Origin of the sequence: Paractinoplanes pyxinae, from assembly GCF_026626335.1 — a bacterium.
Taxonomy (GTDB): domain Bacteria; phylum Actinomycetota; class Actinomycetes; order Mycobacteriales; family Micromonosporaceae; genus Actinoplanes; species Actinoplanes pyxinae.
On the sequence record NZ_JAPNTZ010000001.1, the window covers coordinates 774,719 to 796,019 of the forward strand.

Genomic DNA, 21,301 nt, shown 5'->3' on the forward strand with positions numbered 1-21,301 from the left:
ATCCGTCACCGTCCGCACGGAACCCGTCACACGGACATCCGTTTCCGCCGTCCGGTCGCCGGCCGGCAACGGCATCCATTGACGTCGATGGCACTGCATGCGAAGAATCGGGGTCAGCCGCACGGGGGTTCGGCTGCCGACAGGCGTGGCCGGGGTCCCGTGCATCCACACACGGGGGATCCTGTGAAGAGACGTTCTGTCCTGCGAAACTCGCTCGCGCTCGGCCTGGCGGCCGCCACCGGGGGCTCGGCTGCGGTGCTGGCGAATCCCGGGCCGGCCGCGGCCATCCCGGCCGGCACCGACCACGTCATCCTGTGGAACGAGGCCCTGCGGTACGCCTTCAGCCGCACCGACCTCGCCCCGGGCCCGCTGACCCGCCGGGCCGCCATCCTGAACGCGGCCATCTACGACACAGTGGTCTCGCTGGCCGGGAACTCGACCCCGTACCTGGGCCGGGTGCCGAAGGAGCCGCACTTCAACTACGACGTGGTGTCCAACATCGACGCGGCCGCCCGGACCGTGTTGCCGCAGATCTTCCCGACCGTCGACTTCACCGCGTTCTACGCCGAGGCGGCCAAGTACAAGCCCGTCGGGAACCCGGGGCCGGAGGGCTTCAGCACCTCGGTCGGCGTCACGGCGGCCCAGCGCATCCTGGCTGCGCGGGCCAATGACGGCTCCGACAACAACACCCCGTACGTCGAAGGCACCGAGCCCGGCCAATGGCGGCAGACCGGATCCGGCGCTCCCGCGACGCCCAACTGGGGCGGGGTCACGCCGTGGACCCTGACCTCGAACACCCAGTTCCGGCCGCCGCTGCCCGGCGGGTTCAGCTCGCTGCCCGCGTTGCTGGCCAGCCCCGAGTACGCGGCCCAGGTCAACGAGGTGAAGTCGCTCGGCGCGGTCAACTCCACCACCCGCACCGCCGAGCAGACGAAGATCGCGTTCTTCTGGGCCAACGACGTGGCCGGCACCTACAAGCCGCCGGGCCAGTTGCTGCGCCACACGTCGATCCTGGCCTTCGACCACAATCTGGAGTCGTTCCAGGCGGCCCGGCTCTACACCCTGGTCAGCCTGGCCATGGCCGACGCCACCATCGTCTCGTGGGACGCCAAGTACCGGACGCCGATCGACCTGTGGCGCCCGGAATCGGCGATCCGCCTGGCCGGCACCGACGGCAACCCGGCCACCGTGGCCGACCCGGCCTGGCAACCGCTGTCGGTGAACCGCAGCGGCGTCCGGTTCTCGCCGCCCTTCCCGGCCTACACCTCGGGGCACGCCACGCTGGCCGGCTCGTGGGGCGGGGTCATGCGGCGCTACTTCGGCACCGACAACGTCACTTTCCGGGTCGACAGCGTCGATCCCAACGAGCAGGAGTACCGCACGTACACGTCGTTCTCGTCCGCGGCCCAGGAGAACGCGCGCAGCCGTGTCTACCTCGGCGTGCACTACCAGTGGGACGCCGATTTCGGCCTGTCCTCGGGTGACGCGGTGGCCGGCCAGGTGTTCGCCCGGCTGAGCTGAGGTGAGCTGATCGCCCGGCCGAGCCCCGGCCGGGCGATCCAGTAACAGTCCAGTTGGTCCGCTCTAGCTTGTGGCGGTGAGCGAGAACGCGTACGAGGAAACTGACGTCGTTGTCATCGGGTCGGGCATGGGTGGGATGGCCGCGGCGCGGATGCTCGCCCAGTTCGGTGGGAAGCGGGTGCTGGTCCTCGAGCAGCACTACACGCCGGGTGGGATGACGCACGAGTTCTCGCGCGAGGGGCGGTTCAAGTTCGGCACCGGTCTGCACTACATGAGCGGCAACGCGGGGCCGTTCCTCGAGTTCATGACCGACGGGCGGGTGCAGCTGTGGCCGCTGCCCGACGACTACGACGTGCTGCACTTCCCGGACTTCGACTTCTCCGTGCCGGCCACCCGCGAGAAGTTTCAGGCCCGCCTCAAGGAGCAGTTCCCGCACGAAGCCGCGGCCATCGACCGGTACTTCGCGACCGTACGGCGAGCCATGACCGGGCTGGCCGCGCGCAACGTCTTCTCGTCGTTCCCGGCCCCGGTGCGCCGGATGGGTTATCCGGTTGTGGAAAGGCTGTTCCCGGCGACCTACCGCACCACGCGCGAGCAGATGGCGCGCAGCTTCAACGATCCGCGCCTGCGGGCCGTGCTGGAGGCTCGGTGGGGGCTGTACGGGACGCCGCCCGGGGCGAACGCGTTCGGCTATCACGCCGCCGTGCCGACGACCTTCTTCCTGGACGGCACGGCGCATCCGGTCGGCGGTCCGAAGGAGCTCAACCGGATCGTCCTGGAAATTCTTGCGCGGTACGGCGTGGAAGTGCGCACCCGGCAGCAGGTGCACCGGATCGTGACCGAGCGGGGACGCGTACGGGAAATCGAAGTGGAGGATCGGGCGTCGGGCCGCACCTATCGCGTGCGCACGCCAACCGTCGTCTCGGCAGCCGGAGTCCGGAACACGTACGCGTTGCTGGGCCCGGAATGGGCGGACAAGCCGGCCGCGCTGCCGCCCGAGCCGTCGGCGGTCATGCTGTTCCTCGGGCTCGACCGGTCGCCGGCCGCGTTCGGACTGCGCGGCGAGAACCACTGGTTCATGCCCGACCTGGACGGCCACGACGGGTTCCGGCGCGAGCTGGGCGACGGCACCCTGTACGTCTCGTTCGCGTCCCTCAACAACCCGGCCGCCCGCCACCACACCGTCGAACTGCTGGAGCTGGTCGATCCGGCGGCCTTCGCGCAGTGGGAGGGCACCGACGAGCAGAATCGGCCCGAGGAGTACCGCAAGCTCAAGGAGGAGCTGACCCGGCGGCTGATCGCCCGGCTGGACGAGCGCTGGCCCGGCTTCGCGCGGACTGTCGTGTTCGCCGAACTGGCCACCCCGCTCACGTTCGAGAATTTTCAGCACAGCGTGCGCGGCTCGTTCTACGGGCTCGCGGCAACCCCGGAACGCCTGCGGTCGGGAGTGGCCGGGGCTCGTACGCCAGTCAAGGGTCTCGTCGTGGCGGGGCAGGACGCCTGGGGCTCGGGCGTGGTGGGAGCGCTCGCGGGCGGGCTCATGGCGGCCAATGCTGTGCTGAGCCCACGCCAGACGGGCGCTATGTGGCGGACCATCCGGGCCCGTCCGGTGCGTGATTCGGCGGCGGTGTGGCAGGGCTATCTGCGGGTCACCGACGTCGAAGTGCTGACCCCGACCGTACGGAAAATCAGGTTGGCGCCGATGGCCGGCGACACCTTGCCGTTCGCCTTCGCCGCCGGTCAGTACCTGAAAATCGACCTTCCCGTGGCGGTCGAGCCGATCGAGCGTTCGTATTCCATCTCGAGCGGCCCGGGAACGACGGATCACGTCGAGATTGCGGTCAAGCGCGACCCGGACGGCCTCGGCTCGACTTTCCTGCATGACGATGTGGCCGCCGGCGACACCCTGCGCGTCAGCGGACCGTTCGGCGAATTCACGTGGCAGGAGAGCGCGGGCACGCTGCTGCTGATTGCCGGTGGCATCGGGATCACGCCGCTGCTCAGCGTTCTGACCGAGGCCGCGGAATCGGGCCGCACCGGCCGCATCGTGCTGCTGGCCGGCTGCCGCACCGAGGACGAGATCCCGTTCCGGCGCGAGCTCGAACAGCTTCCGGCCCGCCTGCCCGGCCTCGAGGTGGTCTTCCTCGTGAGCCGCCCGGGCGACGGCTGGACGGGCCGGCGCGGGCGCATCGACCTCGAAACCCTTCGCCCGTACGCCGATGACGTGACACGCGTGCACCTGTGCGGCCCGGCGCCGATGATGCAGGACGTGATCGGCTGGCTCACCGAGCTGGCGGTTCCGCGCGACGCTATCCACACCGAAGCCTTTGTTTCCGGCCGCAGCGCCGAGACCCGCCGCGAGCGCGCCCACGCCCTCGCGGTCGCCGCCGAGAAGGCCGGCATCACCGGGTACACGATCACCGTCGAGGACCAGACCTTCACCGGTACGCCCGGGCAGACCCTGCTTGACGCGGCGAACGCGGCCGGTGTGCCGTTCCCGCAGTCGTGCGGCGAGGGATCGTGCGGAACGTGCCGGGTGCGAATCACCGCCGGCGCCTACGAAACCGACCCTCGCGGCATGTTCTCGGCCGACGAGCTCGCGGCGGGCTGGCGGCTGGCCTGCCAGACCCTGCCCACCGCGGACTTGACGGTCAGCCGGCCGTCATCCGGTGCGCCAGTTCGAATCGTGAACGGACGCCGAGCTTGACGAACGCGTGCCGCAGGTGCGAGCTGACCGTGTGCGGCGACAGGTAGAGCTCGTCGGCGATCGCCCGGTTGGTCCAGCCCTGCGCGACCAGCCGGGCCACCTTCGTCTCGGACTCGGTGAGCCCGGCCCACCCCGCCTGGGGACGGTTGGGGGCGCGCCGCCGGACTCCGTGGCCGCGCAACACACCGCGCACCCGTGCGGCATCCCGGTCGGCGCCCATCGCTTCCCATTGGTCGAGCGCCGATCCGAGCAACGACAATCCCCGCGTACGGTCGGAGAGCACCACCACCGACCCGGCGTCCTCGGTTACCCGGGCCCGCAACAGCAACCGTTCGTCGTCCTCATGCAGTTCGGCTGCCTGCCGCAGCAGCTCCGGATCGGCGTTCAGCAAGCCGCGCGCGTGCATGAACGCGGCCACGACCACCGGCTCACCGCGATGCCGATCCGCTTCCTGAGCCAGCCGATCGACGGCTGCGGCGGCTCTTTCCCGCTTGCCGGCCCGCAACAGCAGGCGTACGAGCGTGGCCACCTCGGCGTGCTCGGTCAGCGTGATGACGCGGACGCAGCCGGCGAACACCGCGTCCATCTGCGGCGCGGGGTCCACATCGGCCGGTGCGCCGCGAGCCTCGGCCAGCAGCGCCTGGAGCCACTGGCCGCGGCCCTGCCACGTGGGCGCGTCGCTCGCTCGCATGTGCGCGGCCATCGCGTCGGCGGCCTTCATCCCGGCCTGGTCGCCGCGGTGGATCGCGACCGCAGCCAGGATCATGGCGGCCGTGTAGAGATAGCTGACCGTGCCCAGTTCGTGCGACATCGCCTGGATGGCCTCGGCCTCGGCCCGCGCCTCGTCGAACCGCCCGCCCCGCAGGTGGATCCGGGCCCGCACCATGGCCCACACCCGCGCATTGGCCAGCTGACCGTCGGTCTGGGCGAGCCGGGCGCCGTCCTCGGCCAGCCGCCACGCGTCGGTCATCCGGCCCGTCGCGTCCAGCATCATCGCCTTCCACCCGTCGGGCAGCGACAGCGAGCGGACCCCGGCCGTCTCGTTGCGCAGCCGGATGGCGTCGTCGGCCGCGCGCAGGCCGCCGGCCCAGTCACAGGACTGGAAGTCGGCCACCGCCTTCGCCACCAGCACCGCCGAGTCCCGGCCACCGCCGATCTCGGCCATGGCGGCGTCGGCCGCGCGCCGGGCCTCATCCGGGCGGCCGACGATGCCCATCGCACCCGAGATGACGGCATGCAGCCGGGCCCGAAGCTCGGCCGGCAGCCCCTCGTCGGTCAACGCCTCGCGGCAGATCTCGGCCGCCTGTCCGGCCGTCGCGGGCAGGATGGCCTCGGCGATCAGCAGCTGGATGCGGGCCGTGGCCACCCGGTCGAGCACCGGACCGCTGCGCTCGACGAGTTCGGCCGCCTCCGGGGCCCGGCCGGCCAGCACGAGATGGATGACGGTCTCGGTGAGCAGCGGGCCCCGATCCGGATCGTCGGGGCGGGTCAGCTCGAACGCCCGCGTGCCGAGCCGAGCCGCGGTGGCCGGGTCACGCCGCCCGATCTCGGTGGCGGCCCGGCGCAGCAGGGCGATCGCGTCCCGATCGTCGAAGGTGGCCGTTTCCATCACAAGCGCCGCCACCTCGGCCGCGGGCGCCCCCTCGGCCAGGGCGGCGTCGATCGCCTGCCGGCGCAAGGCTTGGCGCAGCGGCGCGGGCAGGCCGGAGTCGACCGCCTCGCGCACCAGGTCGTGCCGGAATGCGAAGCGGTCGCCGTCCTCGACGATCAGCTCGGTCTCAAGCACCTCGCGGAGGGGGACGAGCAGGGCAGCCGGGGTGCGGTCGAGCATCCGCGCGAGCTGCTCGGCGGTGAACGTACGGCCCAGGACGGACGCCATCTCGACGGCCAGCCGGGCGTCGGGCGACAGCTGCCGGACGTGCCGGCGGATCGACTCGGCGAATCGCAACGGCGGCCGATCGGACCGTAGCGAGGCCACCCCGCTGGTCACCCGCACGGCCCGCTCGTCGCGCAGACCGTGCAGGAAGTCGAGCAGCAACAGCGGCCGCCCCTGCGCCCCGGCCAGCATGGCGGCGAGCCGTTCGTCCGGGCGGCCGCCGAGCACGTCCTCCGCGATCTCGGCCACCGCGTCAGATTCCAGGCCTCGTAAGGAAATCGCTTCGTCGGCGATCTGCGGGCCGCCGGGCCGCGACGCCAGCACCCACAGGACGGGATCGGCGGCCAGCCGCCGGGTCAGCGACCGAAGCGCGTTGACCGTGGCCGGATCGGCCCAGTGCAGGTCGTCGAGGACGATCATCACGGGTGCCTCGAGGGCCGCGCGTTCCAGTCCCTCGTGCACGGTCTGGATGAGCCAGAACGGCTCGGTCGCCTCCCGCAGCGCGGCCAGGTCGACTGGTGGCCGGGCCGTGTCGGTCAGCGCCTCCAGCAGGAGCCACAGCGGGACACCGGCCGAGGCGGCCTGCCCGGCGGCGTACAGAACCAAGAAGTTGCGTTCGCGGCCGAAAGCGACGGCCTCGGCCAGCAGCCGGCTCTTGCCGCTGCCGGCGGCGCCCTCGACGGCGACGAGCCCGCCGGTGCCGGCGCTCAGCTGGTGTACGCGGTCGCGCAGGGCTTCGCGCTCCGAGTCCCGCCCCCGCAGCGGCCACGCCGTCCTCGTCATCGGGCCCCACGGTAGCCGATCAAGAGGCCGTCCAGAACCGGCCGTACGCCTTCACCTGCGGCAAGTGCTGCCGGTCTTCAACAGCGTCAACTTGTGTGATGTCCGGGCGGGCCCGGCTTGGTGGGATCGGCTCATGACTTCGCGACTGCGCCTGACCGTGATGGGTCCGCTGCGCGTGTGGCGGGACGACACCGAACTGGACGCCGGCCCCCGCCAGCAGCGGTGCCTGCTGGCCCTGCTGCTGGTGCGGGAAGGCCGCCCGGTCAGCATCAACGACTTGGTCAACCTGCTGTGGGGAACCGAGCCGCCGCCGAGCGCGGTCAACAACATTCACAAGTACGTGGGTTCGCTGCGCCGGCTGCTGGAGCCGGGCCTCCCGCCGAGATCCACCGGCGCCTACCTGCAGCGCCACCGCATCGGCTACCGCTTCGTGGCCGGCCCGGCAACCCTCGACCTGGCCCTGTTCCGCCGTCTGGTCGCCGCGGCCAGGGCCGGCGCCGCAGGCAACGGCCCGGTCGAAGCCCTCGACCGCTACGCCGAGGCGCTGCGCCTGGTCCACGGCCCCACCGGCGACGCCCTCTCCGACAGCCCGGCCGCCACGGCCACGTTCGCCGCCATCGACAACGAGTTCGTAGCCGCCGCCACCGACGCGGCCGAGATAGCCGTGCTGGTGCGACGCCCCATGGAAGTCCTGCCGTCACTGCGCCTGGCCGCCGAGATGGACCGCCTGAACGAGCCCATCCATGCCGCCCTGGTCACCACGTTGGCCGCCGCCGGCTACCAGGCCGAGTCACTGGCCGTCCACCGCGGCATCTGCACCCGCCTGGCCGACGAACTGGGCATCGACCCCGGCCGCGAGTTACGCGAGGCCCAACAGCGAGTGCTCACTCAGGCCGCCGCCCCGCTACCCACCGCCCGCCCAACTCCGGCCGGGATCCCGCTCGCGCAGCTTCCGCCGTCCTCACCGCGCATTGCCGACCGCCCGGTCGGCTCGCTTGCGCAGTTCGTGTCATCCACGCCGCTTGGTGCCGACCGCCCGGTCGGCCCGCTCGCGCAGCTTCCGCCGTCCGCGCCACTCAGCGCCGACCGCCCGGCTCGGTCGCTCGCGCAGCTTCCGCCTGCATCGCTGTACGAAAACGATCGCCTGAGCCGGCTGCTCACCGTCGGTCCGGTGATCCCACTGGCGCAGCTGCCGCCGGATCAACCGTTGTTCACCGGCCGCAAGACCGAACTGGACCGGCTAGCCGAACTGGCCGGCGACCTGCACGACGGCGGCCCGACGGTGATCGCGGTGCACGGCGAGGCCGGCGTGGGCAAGTCGACGCTGGTCACCCACTTCGCGCGCCGGACGGCCGGCGACTTCCCCGACGGCCAGCTCCACCTCGACCTGCGCTGCGGCGTGACCGAGGGTCTGCGTGCCTTCCTGTACGCGCTGGGCATCCGGAAAACGGATATCCCCACCACTTTCGAAGCGATGACCGGCGCCTACCGCAGCCTGACGGCCACCTCACGGCTCCTGGTCGTCCTGGACAACATTCACGACGCGACGCAGGCGCACGCGTTGGTGCCGAGCGCACCCGGAAGCCTCGTCCTGACCCTCAGCCGCGAACCCTTAATTGACCTGGCCGCTTCCGCCGGCGCGTCCCTCGTCCACCTCGACCGCCCGGATCTGCCGGAAGCCCGCGACCTGTTCCGCGCCCGGCTGCCCGCACACATCCACGCCGATGACGACGCTCTCGATCGCGTAGTCGAGCTGCAGGGGCGTTTGCCGATGGCGTTGGCCGCACTTGCTGCTCGCCTGTGCGCCAGCCCGGGCCTGTCGCTGGACTCGACCGAGGCTCATTCGCGCGCCGACATCTGAGGGTGTGCGCAGCCGAGCGAACGCGCATTCGCTGACGGCTGGGAATGCGCATAGTTGAGCGAACGTGCATTCCGCTGGCGGTTTTGGTCGGGGGGCTGCGCAAGGGTGAGCGAACGCCCATTTGCTGGCGGTTGTGGGATGGGGTGTGCGCGAAGGTGAGCGAACGTGCACTCGGCTGGCTGCGACGGCCGTTAGCCCACCAGCAGTCGAGCGGGCCCGGGCGTGCAAGGGGTCTGCGTGTGGGAAAGGCGGTTCAGGTGTTGGTCAGGGCTGCGTGGACTGAGGAGACGGCGGCGGCGCCTTCGCCTACGGCTGTGGCTACTCGTTTGGTGGAGCCGGAGCGTAGGTCGCCTACGGCGAAGACTCGGGGGGTGCTGGTTTGGTAGGGGAGGGGTTGGGCGTCGGTCAGGACGAAGCCGTTGGGGTCTCGGGCTACTCCGGTGAGCCAGTCGGATACGGGGGTGGCGCCTATGAAGCAGAACAGGGCCGCGCAGTCGAGGCGTTGCTTGTCGCCTGTAGTGCGTTCGATCACGATCGAGTCGAGTAGCTCGGGGCCGTCCAGCTCGCGCACCGTTGAGCCGGTGTGCAGGCGGATCCTGGGGTCCGCCTGGATTCGGTCGGCCAGGTAGGACGACATGCCGGAACGTAGGTCGGCGGCCCGGACTATCAGGTCTACCGTCGCGCCGTGGGCTACCAGCGACAGGGCGGCCTGGCCGCTTGAGTTGGCGCCTCCGACCACGGCGACGGGCCGGTTCTCGTAGCCCCGCACATCCAGTTCGGTGGCGGCGTAGCGGATACACCCTCCGTTCTCGAAGCGGTCCCACTCGGGCACGTCCAGGCGGCGGTAGTGGGCGCCGGTGGCCGCGATGACCGCCCGGGACTCGATGCGTGTGCCGTCCGCCAGCAGCACGGCCGGGCCGGCCGGGTCGAGCCCCGCGACCACGCAGGGGGAGTGGATCCGTACGCCGAACTTGAGGGCCTGGATCATGGCTAGGCGCGTCAAATGCTCGCCGCTGACGCCCTGGGGAAAGCCGAGGTAGTTCTCGATGCGGGCGCTCTTTGCGGCTTGGCCACCTAGACCCTGACGATCCAGCAGCACTGTGGATAACCCCTCCGACGCGGCGTAGACGGCCGCGGCCAGCCCGGCCGGGCCCGCGCCCACCACGACGACGTCGGCCGATCCTTCGCCGGGACGGTAGGTGAGCCCGAGGGCCTGCGCGACCGTTCCGGGTGTGGCTGACCGCAGGGCCGAGCCCCGGATGATCGCGGCCGGCAGGTCGTCCTCGTCCAGCGCGGCGGCCAGCATCACGGCGCGACCGGATGTTGTATCCGCTTCCAGCCATGAGTGCGGCAGGAGCAACTGGTTCACGTACGTCCGCAAGGCGAGTGAGGCCGCCGCGTCGGCCCGGCCGACGATTTCCAGTGCGCTCCCGGCCGCCTCGGCGATGACGTCACGCCGTACGCGGAAGGCCTCCATCAACACGTCGCCCAGGTCCACCTGCTCGGCGATCACGCGGCGCACCGCCGCCGCGCCGATCCGCACGACCGTTCCGGCCGAGACCACCCGGGCCGTCAAGTAGACGTGCTGGCCGGTCAGCAGATTGAGCTCACCGAGGAAGTCGCCCGGTCCGGCGCGGTAGATCAGCCGTTCCGGCTCGAGCACCGTGGCGTCCCGCACGATGTCCACGGCGGCCGTGGTGAGCAGGAAGAAGTCGTACGAACGGTCGCCCGTTGCGTACAGGTCGCGGCCGGCCTCGACGTGCTCGGCCGCACCGTACGCGGCCAGGCGGCGGAACTGCTCGTCGGTGAGAAGCGGTCCGCTCGGCAGGGGCATGGCCGCAGTCTGCTCGGGTGCAGTGGACATGCGATGGATCGACCGGAGTCACCACTCCAGTTGTGATCCAGTCCTCGTCCACGGCCTGTTCCTAGCCTCGGCCCTCAAGATCTGACGAGGGGGACAGAAGTGCGTAACCGTTCCAGAACCGTATTCGCTACAGCTACGGCGGTCGTGGCGGCGGCCGGCTTGACGATGTTCGCCATGACCGCGGCCGACGCCCACCCGGCCAAGAAGCCCACTATCGTGCTCGTGCACGGTGCGTTCGCCGACAGCAGCGGCTTCAACGAGGTCACCCGGCGGCTGCTGGCCGACGGCTATCCGGTGCTGGCCGCGCCCAACCCGCTGCGCGGGCTCAGCTCCGACGCCGTGCAGGTTCGGGCCCTGCTCGACAGCATCACCGGCCCGATCGTGCTGGTCGGTCACTCGTACGGTGGCGCAGTTATCTCCACCGCGGCGACCGGCAACTCGAATGTGAAAGCACTGGTCTATCTGGCTGCGTTCGTGCCCGAGACCGGCGAGAGCGCGGAGCAACTGGCCGGCAAGTTCCCCGGCAGCACGGTCGGCGAGTCGCTGAAGCCGGTGCCGCTGCCCGGCGGCCAGGTCGACCTGTACATCGATCCGAAGGTCTACCACTCGAACTTCGCGGCCGACGTGCCCAGCAAGGAGGCCGCGCTGCTGGCCGTCGCGCAACGCCCGGCCACCGGCGCCGCCCTCGGCGAGCCCGCGCAGGGCCCGCAGGCCTGGCACACGATCCGCAACTACAACCTGATCAGCGGCGCCGACAAGATCATCCCGCCCGCCGCGCAGAAGTTCATGGCCACCCGCGCCAACGCGAAGACCGAGGTCGTCGAGGGTGCCTCACACCTGGTCTTCGTGTCCCAGCCGCGCCGGACCGTGGCCTTCATCGAAAAGGCGGCCCGCGAGACCGTCCGCTGACCGCAGCGTCGTCGGTTGTTATCAAGAAGACAGAGCAGCCGCCCCGCCCGGCGGCTGCTCTGTCCACGGCGTCACCCACAAGAACGGTCCGCTCTCGTGCCCCCGTTGGCGACCCGTCGCCAGACAGTCTGAGACACCGGGTAAGCGCTTGTCTTCAGCAGACAGCGCACACTGCTACGCACACAGCGCACCGGCCGGCTGCCGGGTCACCGCGCATGGCAACTTTGTTCCCGGCAGCGCACAGTGAAAAGGGGCCCGAGTTGTCCGTACCTGACTTGATCGATGTCTGCTCTCCTCCAGCGGGCAGTCGATCGGACTTCGACTGGCGGGCCTTCGAACTGCGCACGGGCCAGCCCCTGCCGAGCGATTACCGTGAGATCGTCGCGACTTACGAGTCGGGGCGCTTCGCCGGATTCCTGTCGGTCTATCTGCCGGAAGCCGAGGTGGCGACGGCCCGCCTCGACACGATGAACGCTGAAGTCCTGCGGACGCTGCGGGATCTGGAAGACGAATACGAGTGGCCGTACGAGCTCGACAAACTTCTGCTCTGCGGCGTCAGCGACAACGGAAACTATCTGTTCTGGCGGACGGAGAACGCCGATCCGGAGGCGTGGACCATTGTCGTCAGCGACTCGGAGACCGAGGAATGGTTCGAGTTTCCCGGCGGGCTGGCCGCGTTCCTGCGCGCCGTGGTGACGGGTGAGCTAGTCGTGCCGATCTTCCCCGACAATCTGTTGTCGGCCATGGAGCGATGCTTCGCGCCCTATCCCCAGCTCGCCTCACCGGCCAGCCCGTAGGTGTTGATGGCGGTGGTGCTGAATACGTCGCTCGGTGTGCCGCCGAGCAGGGCGGTGATCGCGGCCATGACCTCGGCGTAGGTGGCCGCGACCTCGAGCACCGGCCAGTCCGAGCCGAACATGAGGCGGTGGGGGCCGAACAAGTCAAGTGCGGTTTCCACGTACGGGCGTAGGTCTTCAGCCGTCCAGCGGGTCCAGTCGGCTTCCGTGACCAGGCCGGAGAGTTTGGCCACCAGGTTGGGTTGCGCGGCGACCGGGGTGATTAGTTCCCGCCATTCGTGGAAGCCGCCGGCCGCGATGGGCGGTTTACCCAGGTGGTCGAGGACGAACGTGGCGGCCGGCAGTGCGGCTGCGGCCCGGGCCACGGACGGCAACTGCGATGGGCGTACGACTAATTCGTTGACCAAGCCGGCGGCGGCGACCGTGGCCAGCCCGGCCCGGACGTCCAGGCGGTCGAGGTGGTCGTCGGCGTACGCCTGCACCTGGTCGCGCACGCCGACCAGCAGCGGACTGCGGAGCTCGGCGAGGGTGGCGGCCAGATCCGGGTCGGTGAGCGAGGCCCAGCCGACCACGCCGGCGATCTCCGGTGTCCGCTCGGCGATCCGCAGGAACTCGCGCGTCTCGGCCAGATCGCCGCGGCCGGCCTCGACCAATACCGTACGGTCGACGCCCGTCCCGCGGAGGGCGGCCCGCAGGTCGTCGACCGTGTAGTCGCGCCGGATCCGGGCCAGGGACGGCTCCCGCAGCCAGGAGTAGTCGGCCGTCCACAGATGGTGGTGCGCGTCGATGATCACGTGAGCATCCCTTCGGCGGGGTGACGCGGGGCACGGCAGGCGCTGAGAATCGTGTTTACCGTGGATGCGGTGAGCAGTGAGCATCCGAGGCCGCCGGGATATCGGCGTCAGGGTTCGTCGTACGTCGATGACGGCGGCCGTGTGGTGGCCGACGGCGAGGTCGCCGCGCGCCTGAAAGCATTGGCCGTGCCGCCGGCCTGGCGCAACGTCTGGATCGCGGCCGACCCCGAAGCCAAGGTGCAGGCGGTCGGCATCGACAGCGCGGGCCGCACCCAGTACCGGTACGCGGCCTGGTGGACCGAGAGCCGGTCGCGCGACAAGTTCGCTCACGTGCCGGACTTCGCGGCGGCCCTGCCCACGCTGCGCGAACACGTCGACCACGGCCTGGGCCGGGCGCGGCGCACGCTGGATCGCGACCACGTGCTGAGCGCGGCCGTGCGGCTGCTCGATCTGGGGTTCTTCCGGGTGGGGTCCGAGCGCTACGCCCGCGACAACCACACGTACGGCCTGACCACCCTGCAACGGCATCACGTGCACGTCAGCGGCGAGAAGGTGACGTTCGACTACTCGGCCAAGGAGCATCTGCACCGGGTGGTCGAGGTGTCGGATCCGGTGCTGGCGCCCTGGGCGCGGCGGCTTCTGACGAGGGCCGACGACGATCCGGCCTTCCTGGCCTGGAGCCGGGACGACGGCGGCTGGCAACGGGTGCACAGCTCGCACGTCAACGCGTTCATCCACACGTTCACGGGGATCGACGCCACCGCCCGGCGTTTCCGCACCTGGGCCGGCACCGTGCTGGCCGCGGCCGCCCTCGGCGGGGCCCGCCACGACGAGAAGGCCAAGTCGCCGCAACTGGCTGCTGTACGCGCCACGAGCCGGCTGCTCGGCAACACCCCGGCCGTGGCCCGCGCCTCCTACATCCATCCGGCCGTCCTCACGTCCTTCGACGACGGCCGCACCATCGCCCCCGCCGTGCGGGACGCCGCGGACCGGGCCGGCGACGACCGCCTGGCCGTGTTGTGGCGCGACCCCGCCGTGCAGCAAGCCACCCTCGGACTCCTGAAGGAGTAGACCGCGTGTGCCACGCTGGGTGACCTCAGGGGAGGGGCACCCTTGCGCACTCTGTTCGACACTCGGAACCTGCCGGTCGCGGATCGCGTGGCCGCCTGGGAGGATGTGTGTGCCGCCTCGCTGATTCAGACGGAGATCGGCAGCCCGGATCCGCCGGCCTTCGCGGCCCGGCTGGGGGCGTTGCCGCTCGGAGCGGCCCAGCTCGTGTCGCTGTCCTACACGTCGCTCTCGTCACGGCGTACGGCGAAATTAATCAAAGCCTCTGACCCTGAGTTCTTGTCGGTCGGGCTGATTCGCAGCGGGGACCAGGGGATCGACCAGAACGACACGAGCGCGCTGCTCGGCGCGGGCGACCTCGTCGTGTACGACAGCTCGCAGCCGTTCGAAGCGGTCAACATGAGCGGCATGCGGCCGGCCGAGACGATCGTGCTGCAGTTCCCGAAGGGATTGCTGCCGCTGCCGGAGTCGCAGGTGTTCGACCTGTGCGCGACTCCCATCCCAGGCGCGGACGGCATCGCCCACGTGTTCACGCAGTTCCTGGTCTCGCTGGCCCGCGAGGAGGCCGGCTTCACCGCGCGCGACTCGCTGCGGCTCGGCCACACCGCGATCGACCTGGTCACCGCCGTGCTCGCCCACCACCTCGACCGGGGCTCGCCGCCGCTGCGCTCGCCCTCGCAGGTGCTGTACCTGCGGATCACGTCGTTCATCGACCGGAACCTGCACCGCGCCGACCTGCGCCCGGCCACCGTCGCCGCCGCCCACCAGATCTCGCTGCGCTACCTGCACCGCATCTTCGAGCAGCACCACGACGTGAGCCTCGGCGCGCACATCCGGGCCCGCCGCATCGACCGCGCCCGCCGCGACCTGGCCGACCCGCACCTGAGCCGCCTCACGATCGCCAGCATCGCCGGCCGCTGCGGCTTCACCCGGGCGGCCGACTTCAGCCGCGCCTTCCGCACCCACACCGGCGTCTCACCCCGCGACTACCGCGAACAGGCTCAAAGGCCGTAACGGGCGGCGCAGAACGCGCGCAACCGGGCAGCGATCGCCGCGATGGTTTCCGCGCCGTGGTGGTGCGGTTCCCAAGCGGCATAAAGACTTATCCGTACGCCGTGAATCCCCACCGGGCGCAGGTCGAAGCGTGGATCGTCGGAAACCACGGCCACCCCGCGTCCCGAAGCGGCCACCGCCTGGGCCACCTCGGCCGAGGCGAACTCGTGGAACGACCCGTACGCCAGTCCGGCCGCCGCCAGGGCCTGGTCGAGCGCCCGCCGCGGATGAAAATCCCGGTTCTGCAGCAGCACCGGGCGGGTCACCAGCTCGTCGACCCCGACGGCCTCGCGCTGAGCCCACGGATCGTCCGGCCGCACGTACGCCCACACCGGCAGCTCGGCCAGCGGCAGGCCGTCGAGGTGGGCCGGCCAGGGTGTCGTGCCGATGGCCAGGTCGGCTCCGCGGTCCAGGGTCGCGTAAACCGACGGCGGCGCCTCCTCCCACACCGCGGGCATCGGGTCGCCGGCGGTCAGCGTGGCCAGGAACGGGGCCACCACGTCGGTCAGCGTCGTGCCGGGGGCCGAGATCGTCAGGCTGCGCAGGCGGCCGGCGGCGATCGCGCGGGCCGTCTCGAGCGCCGCGTCGGCCTGCGTCAGCAGCCGCCGGGCGACGGGCAGGAACTCGCTGCCGGCTGCGCTGAGCCGGAACGGCCCCCGGTCGCGCACGAACAGCTCGATCCCCAGCTCCCGCTCGAGCTGGTGCACCTGCCGCGACATCGACGGCTGGGTCAGGTGCAGCGCCGCCGCGGCCGCCGTGACCGTGCCGGCGTCGGCGATCGCCACGAAGTAGCGCAACGGCCGGAGCTCCACCCCATGCCTCCCGAGCATCGTGCGGCGGCTTTTCAAGTATTGGACAGCATGGCACCCGCGAACCGACCCTGAAAGACATGACGCACACGGGACTGTTCATCGGCGGCGCCTGGCGCGACTCGGGCGACGGCGCGACGGTCGACGTCGAGAACCCGGCCACCGGCGAGGTGCTGGCCTCGGTGGCCGACGCGACCTCGGCCGACGGGTTGGCCGCGCTGACCGCCGCGCACGAGGCCCAGCGGCAGTGGGCGGCCACCCCGGCGCGGGCCCGGGGCGAGATCCTGCGGGCCGCCTTCGAGCTGCTGACCGAGCGGCGGGAGCAGTTCGCGGCGCTCATGACGGCCGAGATGGGTAAGCCCCTGGCCGAGGCGCGGGGCGAGGTCGCGTACGGCGCCGAATTCTTCCGCTGGTTCGCCGAGGAGGCCGTGCGGACGGGCGGCACCTGGTCGCCCTCGCCCGACGGCGCCACCCGGCTGCTGACCATGCGCCAGCCCGTCGGCCCGGCCCTGCTCGTCACGCCGTGGAACTTCCCGCTGGCCATGGGCACCCGCAAGATCGGGGCGGCGGTGGCGGCGGGCTGCACGATGGTGGTCAAGCCGGCCACCCAGACGCCGCTGACCATGCTCGCGCTGGCCGGCCTGCTGGGCGAGGCGGGGTTGCCGGCCGGCGTTCTCAATGTCGTCACCACCACGCGTACGGCCGAATTGGTGGAACCGCTGGTGCGCGACCCTCGCACGCGCAAGCTCAGCTTCACGGGCTCCACTCCGGTCGGGCGCCTGCTGATGGAGCAGTCGGCCGAGCAGCTGCTGCGCCTCTCGCTGGAACTCGGCGGTAACGCGCCCTTCCTGGTGTTCGGGGACGCGGACCTCGACGCCGCGGTGGACGGCGCGATGGCGGCCAAGATGCGCAACACGGGCCAGGCCTGCACGGCGGCCAACCGGTTCCTGGTCCACAAGTCGGTGGCGGCCGAGTTCACCGCGCGCTTCACCGACCGGATGGCCGCGCTGCGCGTGGGCGTGGACGTCGGCCCGCTCATCGATGCGGCCGCCCGGTCCAAAGTGGCCGCTCTGGTCGACGACGCGGTGGCGCTCGGCGCGAAGGTGCTGTGCGGGGGCTCGTCGGTCGGCGACGCAGGCTACTTCTACGCGCCGACCCTGCTCACCGACGTGCCGCCCGAGGCCGAGCTGAACCGGCAGGAAATCTTCGGCCCGGTCGCGCCGATCGCCACGTTCACCGACGAGGACGAGGCGGTGGCCAGGGCCGGCGACACCGAGTTCGGCTTGGTGGCGTACGTCTTCACCCGCGAACTGTCGCGGGCCGTGCGCGTCAGCGAGGCCCTGCAGACCGGCATGGTCGGCGTCAACCAGGGCGTCGTCTCGCACCCGGCGGCCCCGTTCGGCGGCGTCAAGGCGTCCGGCTTCGGCCGCGAGGGCGGCGCCGAGGGCATCAACGAGTACCTGCAGACGAAGTACGTAGGTCTCGCGATCTAGGCAGATCCACGGCCACCAGCACCACCAGCACGGCCGCCAGCAGTTCGGCCGAGGCCGGCGCGAGCGGGGTCAGCAGGGCGAGCACGGCTCCCACCAGCAGAGCCGGCGACTTGGCGGCCCGCCGGTGCAGCAGCCACACGAAGAAGAGGTACACGGCGACGGCGTACCCGGCCCCCGGCCCGATCCCGACCGCCGCGGCCGCCGCCAGGATGAAGAAGTGCCCGTAGCCCCACAGCAGCGAGTGCCTCAGCGAGTCCAGCAGTTCATGGGCGGGCCGGTTGAAATAGAGCCACCACAACGAGAAGACGATGACCAGCCCCGACACCGCGGCCGCCACCTCGCCGTCCCGGAACCTCTCGACCGTCGACGCGACCGACTCGCCCAGCACGATGATGGTGAACAGCCCGTACCGCTCGGCGATGTGCCGCGGGTGGAACGTGGTCGGCCCGCCCGGCGCGTGCTCGGCCCACACCGGCACCGCGAGCTCGAGCGCGATCAGCACCAGCACCGACGGCAGGAACCAGCCCGACTCGGCGTCGATGAGCAGCCGCAGCAGCCACAACACCTGCACGGCGACGATGCCGGTGGCGTAGCGCAGGGCGGTCGGGCGGCGCTGCCGGTCGGAACGGGCCGCGCGCAGCCACTGGGCCACCAGCGCCAGCCGCATGACCACGTACCCGATGGTGTCGACCCGGAAGTCGCCGTCGTCGAACGCCCGCGTCAGCCCGGCCGCCAGCACCAGCGCCCCGGCCACCTGCACCAGCGTCATGACCCGGTAGAGCACGTCGTCGGTGTCGTAGGCGCTGGCGAACCAGCTGAAGTTGAGCCAGGCCCACCAGATGGCGAAGAACACCGACAGGTAGTTGGCCAGGCCGGTCAGGGCGTGCCCGTCGGCGACGGCGTGGTGCAGCGGGCCCACGGCCTGCGCCACCGCCACCACGAAACACAGGTCGAAGAACAACTCGAGCGGCGTCGAGGCGCGGTGCGGCTCGTCGGCGGCGCGCGCTCGCATCGGATTCAGCAACGGGCGGTGCGGCATGCCCCCTGAGACGCACGGCGGGCTCCGGAATTCACGGTGAACACTGCGCCTCGCGCTGCGTATGCGGGTCATGGGACTGATCGGGCGGGACGACGAACTGGCGTCGCTGCGGGCGCACCTCGGGCGGCCGGGGGCGCTCCTCGTCGTCGGCGAGGCCGGGGTGGGCAAGACCGCGCTGCTCGACGAGTTCGCCCGGGAGGAGGCCTCGAAGGGCCGGCGCGTTCTGCGGGCCGGTGGGGCGCACTTCGAGGCCGAGGTCGCCTACTCCACGCTCAACCAGCTGCTGTCCCCGCTGGGCGAGCCGGACCGCCTCGAACTGCGCGTAGCACTCGGTTTCGAGATCGGGCCGGCCCCGCAGCGGCTGGTCGTGGTGAACGCCCTGCTCGGCCGGCTGCGCGCACTCGGCCCGATTCTGCTGGTGGTCGACGATCTGCAGTGGGCCGACCGGGCCAGCGCCGAGGTGCTCGGGTTCCTGGCCCGCCGCCTGGCCGGCACCGGCGTGTCGCTGCTCGGTTCTTGTCGTCCCGGCTTCGACCTGTACGGCGGTGTTCACGAACTGGAGCTGCGGGCGCTCGCACCGGCCGCCGCCCGCACGCTGGTCCACCGCCGCTTTCCCGACCTGGCCCCGGCCGTACGGCGTCGTCTGCTGGCCGAGGCGGCCGGCAACCCGCTGGCCCTGCTCGAGCTGCCCACCGCCCTGGACGGCGACCAGCGTCGCGACTTCACCACCCTGCCGCCGGTGCTGCCCCTGCCCGAGCGGTTGCGCCCGGTCTTCGCGGCCCAGGTGCGTGCGCTGCCCGACCGCTGCCGCCGGGCCATGCTGCTGGTGGCGCTGGGCGGCACGACGAAGCCGGTCGAGGACGATCTGGCGCCGGCCGAAGCCGCCGGCTTGGTCCGGATCGACGCCACGCGGGCCCGGCTGCGGCATCCGCTGATCGCCGCGGCGGTCGTCGAGGCGTCCGCACCCTGCGAACGGCGCCGCGCCCACGCCGCCCTGGCCGAGGCGTACCGCGACGTTCCCGAGCGGCGCGCCCGTCATCTCGCCGAGTCCGTGACGGGCGCTGACGAAGAGACAGCCCGCGAACTTGAGAGCGCCGCGCACGCCTCGCTGCGCCGGGGCGACGCCATCGGCGCGGTTGCCGCCCTGACCCGCGCGGCCGAACTCAGCACCGACCCGGTCCGCCGCGGTCACCGGCTGGCCGAGGCCGCGTCCATCGGGGCCGACGCCGGTGGCGAGCCCGCCGTCGCATCCAAGCTGCTGGGCGACGCCCGCCGCACCGGCTGCCCGGACTCGCTGCCGGCCGCCGTCGCCGCGGCCCACCTGCTGGTCAACGCCGGAGGCGACATCCCGACCGCTCATCGCCTGCTGGCGGCCACGATCGGGGCCCGCGACGACGCGACCGACCCGGACCTGATCGAGGCACTGCACTCGCTGCTGCTGGTCAGCTGGTGGGCCGGCACCGACCAGGCCTGGCAGACCTTCTTCACTCTGCTCGGCCGTCTCAACCCAGCCCCGCCCGAGGAACTGCGGTTGGTCGCGGCGATTTTCTCCGACCCGGCCCGGGCCTGCCGCGAGGATGTGGCCGCCCTGGACGCCCTGATCGCGGGCGTCCGCGACGGCGAGGACCCGACCCGGCTCATCCGGCTCGGCACCGCCGCGGTCTTCGCCGACCGCCTGCCCGCGCTGGGCGGCCCCGAACGGCACCTCGTGCAGACCGGGCGCGAGGGTCGCGGGCCGGCCCGCCGTCACCTGGGCGCGCTCATGCATCTGGGGCTCGACGGCTTCCTGGCCGGCCGCTGGGACGAGGCGTGGACCCTGGCCGAGGAGGGCCTGGCGCTCTGCGCGGAACACGGGCTTCGTTTCTACCCCTGGTATTTCCAGTACGTACGAGCACTCATCGCCGCCGGTCGGGGCGACACAGCCGCGGCGCGCAAGTTCACCGACGAGCTCCTGCGGTGGGCGGTCGCGCGGCACGCGGCCGGCATCACTCATTTCGCCGTGCACGCCCGGGCCCTGGCCGAGCTGGGCGCGGGCGACTTCGAGAGCGCCTACCGGCACGCGGCCCGGCTGAGCCCGCCCGGACGGCTGCTGCCGCACCGGCCGACGGCGCTGTGGTCGGCGCTCGATCTGGTCGAGGCGGCGTTGCACACCGGTCGTACGCGGGAAGCCGCCGCCCACGCCGAAGCGTTGCGGGATACCGGCGCGGCGGAGCTTTCCCCACGGCTGCGGATGCTGACCACCGCGGCCCAGGCGATGACCGCCGCCGACACGACGGCCCGCGAGCTGTTCGAAGCGGCCGTGTCCACACCGGACGCCGAGAGGTGGCCCTTCGAGCTGGGCCGGATCCATTACGCGTACGGTGTTCGCCTCCGCCGACTGCGGGACACCCCGGCCGCCCGGGAGCACCTGACCGTCGCCCACGACCTCTTCACCGCGCTCGACGCCCGTACGTGGCGCGATCGGGCAGCCCACGAACTCCGCGCGACCGGTCGGCCGCAGTCCCTGCCGGCCACCACCCCGTACCCGCTGACCCCGCAGGAACGCGAGATCGCCGAACTGGCCGGAGCGGGACTGACGAACAAGCAGATCGGGCAGAAACTGTTCCTGTCCCACCGGACCGTCAGCGACCACCTCTACAAGGTCTTCCCGAAGCTCGGCATCACGTCCCGGGCTGCTTTGCGGGACGCCCTCACCCACCTCGACCGGGCCCTGCCCGCCGCCTGAAA

Annotated in this window: 14 protein-coding genes; 9 read left to right on the plus strand and 5 right to left on the minus strand. The window is 71.6% G+C overall.

Annotated features, from left to right (window positions below; translation table 11 throughout):
- Nucleotides 1–183 precede the first annotated feature (183 nt).
- Nucleotides 184–1,521: a vanadium-dependent haloperoxidase gene (locus OWR29_RS03345; RefSeq protein ID WP_267560824.1), complete on the plus strand. Its 1,338-nt coding sequence runs from the start codon at nucleotides 184–186 to the stop codon at nucleotides 1,519–1,521.
- Between the two features lie 76 nt (nucleotides 1,522–1,597).
- Nucleotides 1,598–4,228, plus strand: coding sequence for an FAD-dependent oxidoreductase (locus OWR29_RS03350; RefSeq protein WP_267560825.1), 2,631 nt, complete (start codon nucleotides 1,598–1,600; stop codon nucleotides 4,226–4,228).
- On the opposite strand, the gene OWR29_RS03355 is transcribed toward OWR29_RS03350, so the two are convergent.
- On the minus strand, nucleotides 4,173–6,887 hold the full coding sequence (locus OWR29_RS03355; RefSeq protein WP_267560826.1) for an ATP-binding protein: 2,715 nt from the start codon (nucleotides 6,885–6,887) through the stop codon (nucleotides 4,173–4,175). The two genes, OWR29_RS03350 and OWR29_RS03355, sit on opposite strands and share 56 nt — an antisense overlap.
- A gap of 133 nt (nucleotides 6,888–7,020) precedes the next feature.
- Between OWR29_RS03355 and OWR29_RS03360 the strand changes: the two genes are divergently transcribed.
- Complete coding sequence (locus OWR29_RS03360; protein WP_267560827.1) at nucleotides 7,021–8,748, plus strand: AfsR/SARP family transcriptional regulator; 1,728 nt, start codon at nucleotides 7,021–7,023, stop codon at nucleotides 8,746–8,748.
- 253 nt (nucleotides 8,749–9,001) lie between these two features.
- On the opposite strand, the gene OWR29_RS03365 is transcribed toward OWR29_RS03360, so the two are convergent.
- A complete protein-coding gene (locus OWR29_RS03365; RefSeq protein WP_267560828.1) occupies nucleotides 9,002–10,612 on the minus strand; it encodes an FAD-dependent oxidoreductase in 1,611 nt (536 codons plus the stop codon).
- Between the two features lie 174 nt (nucleotides 10,613–10,786).
- On the opposite strand from OWR29_RS03365, the gene OWR29_RS03370 reads away from it, so the two are divergent.
- Nucleotides 10,787–11,521 (plus strand): alpha/beta fold hydrolase, encoded by a 735-nt coding sequence (locus tag OWR29_RS03370; RefSeq protein ID WP_267560829.1) that lies wholly within the window; start codon nucleotides 10,787–10,789, stop codon nucleotides 11,519–11,521.
- 215 nt (nucleotides 11,522–11,736) lie between these two features.
- Nucleotides 11,737–12,318, plus strand: coding sequence for an SMI1/KNR4 family protein (locus tag OWR29_RS03375; RefSeq protein WP_267560831.1), 582 nt, complete (start codon nucleotides 11,737–11,739; stop codon nucleotides 12,316–12,318).
- Here the strand turns inward: OWR29_RS03375 and OWR29_RS03380 are convergent.
- Nucleotides 12,285–13,112: an amidohydrolase family protein gene (locus OWR29_RS03380; protein ID WP_267560832.1), complete on the minus strand. Its 828-nt coding sequence runs from the start codon at nucleotides 13,110–13,112 to the stop codon at nucleotides 12,285–12,287. The two genes, OWR29_RS03375 and OWR29_RS03380, sit on opposite strands and share 34 nt — an antisense overlap.
- A gap of 69 nt (nucleotides 13,113–13,181) precedes the next feature.
- Here OWR29_RS03380 and OWR29_RS03385 point away from each other — a divergent pair, with 69 nt between their 5' ends.
- Both OWR29_RS03385 and OWR29_RS03390 read left to right on the plus strand, forming a co-directional pair.
- Complete coding sequence (locus OWR29_RS03385) at nucleotides 13,182–14,183, plus strand: DNA topoisomerase IB (RefSeq protein WP_267560833.1); 1,002 nt, start codon at nucleotides 13,182–13,184, stop codon at nucleotides 14,181–14,183.
- A 42-nt stretch (nucleotides 14,184–14,225) separates the two neighbouring features.
- A complete protein-coding gene (locus OWR29_RS03390) occupies nucleotides 14,226–15,194 on the plus strand; it encodes a helix-turn-helix domain-containing protein (protein WP_267560834.1) in 969 nt (322 codons plus the stop codon).
- Here the strand turns inward: OWR29_RS03390 and OWR29_RS03395 are convergent.
- Nucleotides 15,182–16,045, minus strand: coding sequence for a LysR family transcriptional regulator (locus OWR29_RS03395; protein WP_267560835.1), 864 nt, complete (start codon nucleotides 16,043–16,045; stop codon nucleotides 15,182–15,184). The genes OWR29_RS03390 and OWR29_RS03395 overlap by 13 nt on opposite strands.
- 77 nt (nucleotides 16,046–16,122) lie before the next feature.
- Here OWR29_RS03395 and OWR29_RS03400 point away from each other — a divergent pair, with 77 nt between their 5' ends.
- A complete protein-coding gene (locus OWR29_RS03400; protein ID WP_267560836.1) occupies nucleotides 16,123–17,535 on the plus strand; it encodes an NAD-dependent succinate-semialdehyde dehydrogenase in 1,413 nt (470 codons plus the stop codon).
- On the opposite strand, the gene OWR29_RS03405 is transcribed toward OWR29_RS03400, so the two are convergent.
- On the minus strand, nucleotides 17,492–18,547 hold the full coding sequence (locus tag OWR29_RS03405) for a low temperature requirement protein A (RefSeq protein WP_267560837.1): 1,056 nt from the start codon (nucleotides 18,545–18,547) through the stop codon (nucleotides 17,492–17,494). The two genes, OWR29_RS03400 and OWR29_RS03405, sit on opposite strands and share 44 nt — an antisense overlap.
- 97 nt (nucleotides 18,548–18,644) lie before the next feature.
- Here OWR29_RS03405 and OWR29_RS03410 point away from each other — a divergent pair, with 97 nt between their 5' ends.
- A complete protein-coding gene (locus tag OWR29_RS03410; RefSeq protein WP_267560839.1) occupies nucleotides 18,645–21,299 on the plus strand; it encodes a helix-turn-helix transcriptional regulator in 2,655 nt (884 codons plus the stop codon).
- Nucleotides 21,300–21,301: the final 2 nt, after the last annotated feature.